This is a genomic window from Paraburkholderia sp. (genome assembly GCF_035501035.1).
In the GTDB taxonomy this organism is placed as follows: domain Bacteria; phylum Pseudomonadota; class Gammaproteobacteria; order Burkholderiales; family Burkholderiaceae; genus Paraburkholderia.
Window position 1 is genome coordinate 1 of the sequence record NZ_DATJWR010000452.1, and the last position, 8,043, is coordinate 8,043.

Sequence of the window (8,043 nt, forward strand, 5' to 3'; positions counted from 1 at the left end):
TTGATGAAGGTCTTGAGCAGGTGGATCGACGAAATGCTGATGAGCGCCATGGCGAGCTTCACTTTCAGCACGCCGGCGTTCACGTGATCGAGCCATTCGGGCTCGTCGGGATGGCCTTCGAGATTCATGCGCGAGACGAAGGTCTCGTAGCCGCCGACGATCACCATGATGAGCAGGTTCGAGATCATGACCACGTCGATCAGGCTCAGCACGGCGAGCATGATGCTGGTTTCGTCGAGCGTCGTGGTGTGGCTCACGAGGTGCCACACCTCCTTGAGGAACAGCACGCAGTAGACGACTTGAGCGACGATCAGGCCCAGGTAGAGCGGCACCTGCAGCCAGCGGCTCATGAAGATGATGCTGGGCAGCGGACGCATGCGGCGGCGGGCTTTACCCGCGGGAGGCTGGGGGCGTGCAGCGGACATGGGCAATCACGTTGGCGAAATCGGCGGGGCCGTCTGGGTGGTTCAGATGGCGCGCACGAGGCGCGCGCGGGGCCAGGCGGGCGCTATTGTACAGTGTCGGCGCGCCGGCTCGCCGGGATCCCGGCAAGGCGGCTCGCGCCGGGCCATGATGGCGGTGCGGCGATTTCACTGGCTGCGCCGGGTCGTAAAGCTTTCGAGAATATTACAAAAATGCTCAAGACGCCACAGGCGGCAGGCGCTTCGTCTTGAGGCTCGCGAGCGCGATGCCGGCCACCACGCAGGCGAGCGCGACGCCGTGCGCGGGCGTGGGCCGCTCGTCGAGGAAGACGATGCCGTAGAGCGCCGCCGCTACCGGCAGCACGGCCGCGAACACGCCGGCGATACTGCCCGGCACGTGGCGGATGCCGATCATCCAGAGGCAGAACGAGAACACGCTTGCCGAAAGCCCGTACCAGAGCGCGAGCCACCAGATGCCCGCGGGCACGCTCGCAAAATCGAACGACAGTGCGCCGGGCAGCCCCACGGGCAGCATCAGCAGAAAGCCGAACAGATGCGTGTACGCGCAGATGTCGAGCGGCGCCAGCGTTTGCGTGAGGCGGCGCGAGAGGATCACGTAGAGCGATTCGCAGCACACCGCGCCGAGCACCATCAGGTTGCCGATGAAGGAGCCGGCCGCGCCGGCGTCGCCGCTTTCGCCCGCGTGCGCGAGGTTGATGACCGCGATGCCCGCAATGGCGAGCACGATGGCGGCGAGTGCGCGCGCATCGGGGCGCTCGCGCAGGAAAAGCCACGAGAAGAGCGCGACCACGGCAGGAATCGTGCTCGTGATGACGCCGGCCGCAACCGCGCTCGTGCGATGCACGCCGCCGAGCATCAGCAGCGTAAACCCGAATGTCCCGAACAGCGCTTGCAGGAACAGATTGAGCCATTCGCCGCGTTTGACGCGCCTCATTTTCGCGGGACGCAAGAGCGGCCCGAGCACCGCGAGGGCGATCACGAAGCGCAGCAGCGCAAAGAGCGGAACGGGGACGAAGGCGACGATCGACTTGCCGATGCCGACGTTGCTCCCGACGAGCAGCATCGAGGCGACGAGAAAAAGAGAATAGCGATTCAAGCTGGAATCCGGGTGCGCAGTTCAGTTAGCATTCTAAATGCCTGCTTACCTGCGTGCCATCGCGTGCCGCCGGCAACGCCATGCCGGCTTGCGCGCGTAAGTGGCCGGTAAGTTGCTACGCTTAATCTTGCCGGCATGGGTGGGCCGCTTCGACTGCTTCGATTGCATCAGGATGCATCGCAACGGGTCGAGGCAAAAGGAGGCGCCCATGCGTGCTGCGGTGCCGCAATGCCACCATGCGGCAGCGCGCAGCGAAAAGCCAACAGCGCCCCGTCCGGTCCGCATCTGGGCGATGGCGCACGGAGACGGCGCGCGCGGGCATCGAAGATGCTCTAGCGTGTCCACAAGTTTGACGTTTCATCTTCACCAAGGGGTTGTCGATGTCTGCGATTGAATCGGTTCTTCAGGAGCGCCGCGTCTTTGCGCCTTCCGAGCAAACGGTGGCCGCGGCCACGGTGTCCGGCATGGACGCATACAAGGCGCTCGTCGCCGAAGCCGAGCGCGATTACGAAGGTTTCTGGGCGCGTCTCGCCCGAGAAACGCTGACGTGGCAAAAGCCCTTCACGAAGGTGCTCGACGAATCGAAGGCGCCGTTCTACACGTGGTTCGAGGACGGCGAGCTCAACGCCTCGTACAACAGCCTCGACCGTCACGTCGAGGCCGGCAATGGCGAGCGCGTCGCGATCGTTTTCGAAGCCGACGACGGCGCCGTGACGAACGTCACCTACAAGGACCTGCTCTCGCGCGTCTCGCGCTTTGCCAATGCGCTGAAGAAACGCGGCGTGAAGAAGGGCGATCGCGTCGTGATCTATATGCCGATGTCGGTTGAAGGCGTGGTCGCCATGCAGGCGTGCGCGCGCATTGGCGCCACGCACTCGGTGGTGTTCGGCGGCTTCTCGTCGAAGTCGCTCAACGAGCGCATGGTGGACGTGGGCGCGGTTGCGCTCATCACCGCCGACGAACAGATGCGCGGCGGCAAGGCGCTGCCGCTCAAGAACATCGCCGACGAAGCGCTCGCCATGGGCGGCTGCGAAGCGGTGCACAGCGTGATCGTCTATCAGCGCACGGGCGGCAAGGTCGCCTGGCACGAAGGCCGCGACCACTGGATGCACGAGCTCTCGGCTCTCGAGAGCGACATCTGCGCGCCGGAGCCCGTGGGCGCGGAGCATCCGCTCTTCATCCTCTACACCTCGGGCTCGACGGGCAAGCCCAAGGGCGTGCAGCACAGCACGGGCGGCTATTTGCTGTGGGCCGCGCAAACCCTGAAGTGGACCTTCGACTGGCAGCCCACCGATGTGTTCTGGTGCACGGCCGACATTGGCTGGATCACGGGCCACAGCTATATCGCCTATGGCCCGCTCACGATTGGCGCGACCCAGATCGTGTTCGAAGGCGTACCCACGTACCCGAACGCGGGCCGCTTCTGGGACATGATCGCGAAGCACAAGGTCACGCTGTTCTACACTGCGCCCACGGCGATCCGCTCGCTCATCAAGTCGGCCGAAGCCGATGCGAAGGTGCATCCGAAGAGTTATGACCTTTCCTCGCTGCGTGTTCTCGGCACGGTGGGCGAACCGATCAATCCCGAAGCCTGGATGTGGTACTACGAGAACGTGGGCGGCAAGCGCTGCCCGATCGTCGACACGTGGTGGCAGACCGAAACCGGCGGCCACATGATCACGCCGCTGCCAGGCGCCACGCCGCTCGTGCCGGGCTCGTGCACGCTGCCGCTGCCGGGCATCATGGCGGCGATCGTCGACGAAACCGGCCAGGACGTGCCCAACGGGCAGGGCGGCATTCTCGTCGTGAAGCGCCCGTGGCCCGCGATGATCCGCAACGTGTGGGGCAACCCTGATCGCTACCGCGCGGGCTACTTCCCCGAAGAGCTCGGCGGCAAGCTGTACCTCGCCGGCGACGGCAGCGTGCGCGACAAGGACACGGGCTACTTCACGATCATGGGGCGTATCGACGACGTGCTGAACGTCTCGGGACACCGCCTCGGTACGATGGAGATCGAGTCGGCGCTGGTGGCGAACCCGCTCGTGGCCGAAGCGGCCGTGGTGGGCCGCCCCGACGACACGACCGGCGAAGCCGTGGTGGCTTTCGTCGTGCTCAAGAGCACGCGCCCGCAGGGCGACGAAGCCGTGAAGCTCGCCAACGATCTGCGCGCCTGGGTGGGCAAGGAGATCGGGCCGATCGCCAAGCCGCGCGACATCCGCTTCGGCGAGAACCTGCCGAAGACGCGTTCGGGCAAGATCATGCGGCGCCTCTTGCGCTCGCTCGCGAAGGGCGAGGCGATCACGCAGGACGTTTCCACGCTCGAAAATCCGGCGATTCTCGACCAGCTCGGCGAATCGCTCTGAACGTCAGCATCGCGCGGTGCCTTGTCCGGCGCCGCGCCGCGAAACGTTTGCCGGATCAATCCCCGCATTGATCCGGATTGCCGGCCATACGCGTTTTTGCTACACAGGCGCATGGCCGCGCCACACACTACACCGCAAAACAATCTCAATCCATTGCCCGAGCCACCGCCGGTGAGCGAGGCGATGGCGTACGCGCACAGGCGTTACTGGCGCTTCAATGTCGTGCTGATCGCCGTACTCATGACGATCGGCTTTCTCGTCTCGTTCGTCGCGCCGCTCGCTGCGCGCACGCTCGCCGATGTGCGCTTCGCGGGCTTCAGCCTGCCGTTCTACCTCGGCGCACAGGGCGCCATTCTTCTTTACGTGCTGCTCGTCGCGATCTACATCGTGCTGATGCAGCGCGCCGACCGCGAACTCCAGGCCGCGCTCGAAGCCGACATCGCCATTCGCGGGGCGAGCAAGGCGCCGCAACGATGAAGCTCGCGCACCGGCTCATCCGCTCCTACGCGTGCTATACGCTCGGCTTTCTCGCCTTCGTCTACGTGATGTGGCGCATCGAGCTGGTCACGGGCCCCGGCATGTGGATCGGCTACGTGTTCCTGTTCGTACCGATCGCGGTCTATGCCGTGATCGGGCTGCTTTCGCGCACCTCCGATCTCGTCGAATACTACGTGGCGGGGCGGCGCGTGCCTTCGTTCTTCAACGGCATGGCGACGGCCGCCGACTGGCTTTCCGCGGCGTCGTTCATTGGCCTCGCGGGCTCGCTCTACGCGAGCGGCTACGACGGCCTCGCCTACCTGATGGGCTGGACGGGCGGCTACTGCCTCGTCGCCTTCCTGCTCGCGCCGTATGTGCGCAAGCTCGCGCGCTACACGATCGCCGACTTCCTCGGCACGCGCTTCTCGAGCAACCTCGTGCGCGCGCTCGCCGTGCTGGCGACCATCCTCTGTTCGTTCGTCTACCTCGTCGCGCAGATCCAGGGCGTGGGCCTCATCGCGACGCGTTTCATCGGCGTGGATTTCGCCATCGGCATCTTCTGCGGGCTGGCGGGCATTCTCGTGTGCTCGTTCCTTGGCGGCATGCGCGCCGTGACGTGGACACAGGTTGCGCAGTACATCATCCTCATCGCGGCCATCCTGATACCGGTCTCGCTCATCGCGCATCGCGATGGCCTGGGCTGGCTCCCGCAAGTCGACTACGGCGACGTGATGCAGCGCGTGGAAGCGCTCGAGCGCGACGTGCGCGGCGCGAGCGCCGAGGCCAACGTGCGCGACGAATACCGGCGACGCGCAGCGCAGTGGCAAGCGCGGCTCGATACGCTGCCGCAATCGTACGTGCAGGAGAAGACGCACCTCGTGGAGTCGCTCGCGGATTTGCGCCGCCACAACGGGCCGCTACGCGAGATCGACTCGCTGGAGCGCACGCTGAACGCGTTCCCGCGCGACGTCGACACGGCACGCGTGGTGTGGACGCGGCAGCGCGACAGCCTGCTTGAGCGCGCGGAACCGCCGGTGCCAATGAATGAGCCGTTCCCCGCCGACGACGAAGCCGAACGGCGCAATCATCAACGCAACTTCCTTGCGTTGTTGCTGTGTCTTTCGCTCGGCACGGCGAGCCTGCCGCACATCCTTACGCGCTACAACACGACGACCTCGGTGGCTTCGGCGCGGCGGTCGGTGGGATGGACGCTCTTTTTCGTCGCGCTTTTCTATCTGACCGTGCCGGTGCTCGCGGTGCTGATCAAGTTCGAGATCCTCACGCATCTGGTCGGGCAGCGCTTTGACGACCTGCCGCAATGGGTCATGCAGTGGCGGCGCATCGAGCCGTATCTCATCAACATCGCGGACGTCAACGGCGACGGCGTGGTGCGCTGGAGCGACATCCAGATGCAGCCCGACATGGTCGTGCTCGCCGCGCCGGAGATCGCGGGGCTGCCGTACGTGATGTCGGGGCTCATTGCCTCGGGTGCGCTGGCGGCGGCGCTCTCCACCGCGGACGGCCTGCTCCTCACGATCTCGAACGTGCTCTCGCATGACGTGTATTACCACATGGTCGACCCGGAGGCATCGAGCCAGCGTCGTGTGACGATGTCGAAGATCCTGCTGCTCGGGGTCGCGCTGTTCGCCTCGTGGGTGGCGTCGCTCAATGCGGGCAACATCCTTTTCCTCGTCGGCGCGGCGTTTTCGCTGGCGGCGTCGAGCCTCTTTCCGGTGCTGGTGCTCGGCGTATTCTGGAAGCGCACGACGCGCCTGGGCGCTGTGGCCGGCATGATTGCGGGCCTGACCGTGTGCGTCTATTACATCGTCTCGACCTACCCATTCTTCACGCAGCTCACGGGTTTCGCGGGCGGGCGATGGTTCGGCATCGAGCCGATCAGCTCAGGCGTGTTCGGCGTGCCTGCCGGCTTTCTGGTGGCGATTGGCGTGAGCCTGCTCGACAGAAAGCCGGACGCGTATACGATTGCGCTCGTGGACTATATCCGCCATCCGTGAGGGCAGGGAGATGTTCGCCGGCGTGCGCTCGATCACAGCGATGGGCGCGCGGCATGTGTGTCTGGGTGGGCTCACGGGCGCGCTGTCGAACTACGGCAAGCGTCTTGAAGCTCGCTCGCAGGAACTCGGGATCGAACTCACGACGGGGCACGCGGTGACGTCGGTCTCGATTGTCCGTCAATTCGACAAGGCGCTACGCGAATCCCGGATGAGTGGGCAGCAAGCGACTGTCGCAATTCTGGGCGTCGGCAGCGTCGGTGCGGGCATGGCGAAGCTGTTCGCGCATTCGGCAAAGATCACGAAGCCTGCGCACATCGTTCTCGTCGACACACAACAACAGCGAGAGCGGCTGCACGCTATCGCGGAGGAAATTACCGCGCACTCGGGCGTGCACGTCTCGCTCGAAGTGCTTGCCACGCGCAAAGAGTTGCCGCCCGAAAGTCGTTGCTACCAGGACGCGAACGTCATCATCAGCGCGGTCAGCACGCCGTACATCCTCAACATCGATCTCGTCCGTCCGGGCACGATTCTAATCGACGATAGCCAGCCGTACTGCTGGGATCGCGACGTCGCGTGGGAGCGCGTGCAGATGCGGGGAGATATCTTGCCGTGCGACGCTGGGCTCGTCGACGTCAGCGAAATTGAGTACCGCTCGTTCTTCCCATTCGACTTCGCCGACGATATCGGCCAGGGCAGTTCGATTTCGTGGTCGTGTCTAGCCGAAGGGCTGCTGCGCACGAGTAATCCGCATCTCGAAAGCAATGTCGGCGAGGCCGATGCCGCGCAACTGCCAACGCACTGCTCGCGGTCTGGCTCGGTCGACAGCCGGTCGATGAGCGGTTGAAACCGGCGTTACTCGGTAATCACTGAGCAATAGCTCGACGGCGGACCACGCGACTGAAATGCGCGGATAGTCGCCGGCGCGGTTGCCTATGTGCGCGACGGGCTGACGCCGCCGGCTGAAGTCGTGAACATGACACGCGCTTATTTTGCTGATCAGGACGTTCCAGGCCGATGGTTCGATCAATGTGAGCGGTGCGACCCGAAGGACGGGGATACGGCGCAGGCGTTGTTCGAAGACTTCAACTCGTGGTGCGATGAGGAGGGCATCGGAGACGGCTACACGCAAACGAGGTTTGGACGTGAGATGCAGGCAAGGGGGGGCCGAATGCGCAGCGAAAGGGTGGCAAGCACTACGGAGTTCGCGCGCATCGTGTCGTTTGAGTAAAAGCTGGTGACGGGTTGTGGGTTGTGACGCGTTTTCCCTACTCTTTCTCTATAGTCAAAAAAACGAGGGCCCAGGAGGAGGATACTGATTTCGCGTCATAACCCACAACGCATCACCGCAGCGTGCACGAAAAATGCTCCCCTGACTGCCCGAGTGGCGGTCGCTATGGTGTTCCCCCAAGAGGCACGCCGCATGCGGTAATCCGCGCGCGTGCGCGAAAAGGCTCCCGGAAATGTACTGAACGGTTAAAAATCGATGTTCGGTTTGCGGTTTGCCTGCACAAAGCACGTCTGGGCCCGGCCCGAATACATTCATCGCGCCGCGCCCCGGTGTAGGATCGGGCGAGACAGAACGAGAACAAACGGGGAACAACATGAAACGCCTTCTACTCATCGCTGCGAGGAGCCTGCCTGCAAGCGCG

General features: G+C 64.4%; 6 protein-coding genes. 4 read left to right on the forward strand and 2 right to left on the reverse strand.

What is annotated here, in order from left to right:
* Both VMJ11_RS31795 and VMJ11_RS31800 read right to left on the reverse strand, forming a co-directional pair.
* On the reverse strand, positions 1-425 hold a 425-nt coding region (locus VMJ11_RS31795), incomplete at its 3' end, for a TIGR00645 family protein (protein ID WP_325624955.1).
* A gap of 214 nt (positions 426-639) precedes the next feature.
* On the reverse strand, positions 640-1,539 hold the full coding sequence (locus VMJ11_RS31800; protein ID WP_325624956.1) for a DMT family transporter: 900 nt from the start codon (positions 1,537-1,539) through the stop codon (positions 640-642).
* Between the two features lie 380 nt (positions 1,540-1,919).
* Between VMJ11_RS31800 and acs the strand changes: the two genes are divergently transcribed.
* The 4 genes from acs to VMJ11_RS34570 all read left to right on the forward strand — a co-directional run bounded on the left by acs (position 1,920) and on the right by VMJ11_RS34570 (position 7,264).
* A complete protein-coding gene (acs, locus tag VMJ11_RS31805) occupies positions 1,920-3,902 on the forward strand; it encodes an acetate--CoA ligase (RefSeq protein ID WP_325624957.1) in 1,983 nt (660 codons plus the stop codon).
* A gap of 171 nt (positions 3,903-4,073) precedes the next feature.
* Positions 4,074-4,379 (forward strand): DUF4212 domain-containing protein, encoded by a 306-nt coding sequence (locus tag VMJ11_RS31810; protein WP_414694541.1) that lies wholly within the window; start codon positions 4,074-4,076, stop codon positions 4,377-4,379.
* Positions 4,376-6,394, forward strand: a complete 2,019-nt coding sequence (locus VMJ11_RS31815; protein ID WP_325624960.1) for a VC_2705 family sodium/solute symporter — start codon at positions 4,376-4,378, stop codon at positions 6,392-6,394. The genes VMJ11_RS31810 and VMJ11_RS31815 overlap by 4 nt, the downstream gene beginning before the upstream one ends.
* A gap of 798 nt (positions 6,395-7,192) precedes the next feature.
* A complete protein-coding gene (locus VMJ11_RS34570; protein WP_414694542.1) occupies positions 7,193-7,264 on the forward strand; it encodes a hypothetical protein in 72 nt (23 codons plus the stop codon).
* The last annotated feature ends 779 nt before the right edge of the window (positions 7,265-8,043 follow it).

What these genes read in the sequence shown, in the direction of transcription:
- acs (WP_325624957.1), top strand. Translation starts at nt 1,920, where the DNA reads ATGTCTGCGATTGAATCGGTTCTTCAGGAGCGCCGCGTCTTTGCGCCT.
- VMJ11_RS31815 (WP_325624960.1), top strand. Translation starts at nt 4,376, where the DNA reads ATGAAGCTCGCGCACCGGCTCATCCGCTCCTACGCGTGCTATACGCTC.